3 protein-coding genes are annotated in these 2,032 nt (G+C 34.2%); all 3 read left to right on the top strand.

Features of this window, described 5'->3' with window-relative positions:
* Positions 1 to 44 precede the first annotated feature (44 nt).
* The 3 genes from H5084_RS19165 (at position 45) to H5084_RS19175 (ending at position 1,778) form a co-directional block, all read left to right on the top strand.
* Entirely contained in the window at positions 45 to 668 is a 624-nt protein-coding gene (locus H5084_RS19165; protein ID WP_182692224.1) for a DUF1353 domain-containing protein, read from the top strand.
* 251 nt (positions 669 to 919) lie between these two features.
* A complete protein-coding gene (locus tag H5084_RS19170; RefSeq protein ID WP_182692225.1) occupies positions 920 to 1,162 on the top strand; it encodes a hypothetical protein in 243 nt (80 codons plus the stop codon).
* A 13-nt stretch (positions 1,163 to 1,175) separates the two neighbouring features.
* Positions 1,176 to 1,778 (top strand): hypothetical protein, encoded by a 603-nt coding sequence (locus H5084_RS19175; protein ID WP_310735776.1) that lies wholly within the window; start codon positions 1,176 to 1,178, stop codon positions 1,776 to 1,778.
* The last annotated feature ends 254 nt before the right edge of the window (positions 1,779 to 2,032 follow it).

Here is a 2,032-nt window from a genome sequence, read left to right on the forward strand (position 1 = left end):
ATATGAGTATTTGAGTAGATGAGTATATACAAGGAGTTTAAGGTATGAAAAAGTTAATTAAATATACATTTTTATTGCTTGTTTCATGTTCATTGTTATTTTCTTGTTCTATCAACCGACCAACAGTAACTCAGTTAACTCCAAATCCTCCTCTATACATGGTCGCTCATCCATTAAGATATATGACAGATGATGGAAGTCACAAAATAATCGTTCCGGTAGGTTTTATTACTGATCTTGCAAGTATTCCGTCAGCATTATGGTGGTGGGAATCCCCGCATGAAACAACATTGGCGCCCGCTATTTTGCATGATTATCTTTATTGGCAACAAACGTGCACAAAAGATGAATCGGATGCAGTAATGTATTTAGCGATGGAGGAGTTAGGGTTAAACTATGTTAAAAATGTGTTAATTTATACAGGACTTAGAACTCCTTTCGCAAAGTCAGCTTGGGATAAAAATAGTGAAGCTCGCATTAGTGGTGAGTCCCGTTTTTTTACCAAAGACTACGCATATTATATTTTCGATAGTGAATTAGTTTCTGATGTAACTTTAGCTAGCATTCAACAAAAGGCAATTTCCCAAAATGGCATGTATTCACCACCTAGGAAAGATCCCAAGTTAAAAGCAGCTTGTGAGGCTGCGCTTCTTGAATATAGAAAATGATATTATCCATACAAGCCACTCAAAAGGACAAATAACAGTTGGTTTTGTTCCTTCGTCGCTTATTTTAACTAACTATTATTTGCCTCTTAGTGAGGCGTTGAGGTTGTAGAGTAACTCGTTTTTTGTAAATTCATTAAAAATATAATGTTTAACTTGTTGTTTTATTTGATTATTATATTTTAAAAATGGCTGTGTTTACTCGAAAATAGAGTAATTCTACAGCCTCGTTATGTTTAATATTGGAGTTTCGTATGTATAAAGAAAAACTAGGTATACCCGAACAACATGAGTTGGTTAGAACAAGTAGCAAAAGTGAGCAGCGTAAAGGTAGAGATACGGATATTTATGAATACGATGAAAAAAATGCAGAGGGTGAGATAATTGCAAAATATATTGTTAGAGATAGTATGAGTATTTACCCTCCTCAATCTACAACAGTATCCTTTGTAAAATATAGCCCTACTGGTTCTAAAATAGATTCAGACAATTTATAAAATAGGTGTTTTAGTGAATAAATATTCGTTCGTTGTAATTTTGGTTGTTAGTTTTATTCTTATGTCATTAATCGCCTATTTTAAAGCCGAATCTGGTTTTTTTGTAGGTAACATAATTCCAGAAATGATTGGTGTATGCATTGAGTTGCTAGTTATTATATTTGTGTTAGATAAATGGCAAAAGAAAGAAGAGAAAAATAAAAGTATCAAAGTAGAGAGGCGTCTACGTGAGTTCCTTATTTTCTTTTTAAAGCATAATTTCAAAGACTTTCCTCCATCTTGCCAACCTGGTAATTTTTATGGTACTGATCATCAACAGAATCAAGAGTGTATTGCTAATTTAATTTCTGATATCGAGCAAAATGGCTTGAAAGAATGTGCAGTTTTACAAGTCCAAAGTTATTGTGAAAGTGAAAAAGAAATATTTAATAATTTAATCCCTGTAGCATCAGACCTTACAAATGATCATTTTAAATCATGGGTGAGAATAGCATTTTTCATGAACGCTATTTCAGCTAAAAGTGAAACGACAAGCCATGCGTCGGTGAAGATTCTTCAAAACATAAAAAGATTTGATGATGAATCACATAAAAGTGGTTTGTATGTTGGTGCGTAATAAACAAATCGCAAAAAGTACGGGACATCCAATGGTTGATCTTAATAATCTCAAATAGTTAACAATAAATATCGATACTCAATGTGGCTACGACTACCCGCCGTTGAGCTTTCCCAAGCGATGACGCTATTTCTGCAACAGCAAACAGGACGTTTGCTGTAACTTCATTCGGCGCATGGACGCGCCGTATGAAGTGGTGCATAAAGAAAGAGCTTCATTGATTGGATAAGAAAGCGATTCGGTGACAGCTTTCT

The sequence above is a fragment of the Psychromonas sp. SR45-3 genome, from assembly GCF_014163575.1.
Lineage (GTDB): Bacteria > Pseudomonadota > Gammaproteobacteria > Enterobacterales > Psychromonadaceae > Psychromonas > Psychromonas arctica.

What these genes read in the sequence shown, in the direction of transcription:
- H5084_RS19165 (WP_182692224.1), top strand. Translation starts at nt 45, where the DNA reads ATGAAAAAGTTAATTAAATATACATTTTTATTGCTTGTTTCATGTTCA.
- H5084_RS19170 (WP_182692225.1), top strand. Translation starts at nt 920, where the DNA reads ATGTATAAAGAAAAACTAGGTATACCCGAACAACATGAGTTGGTTAGA.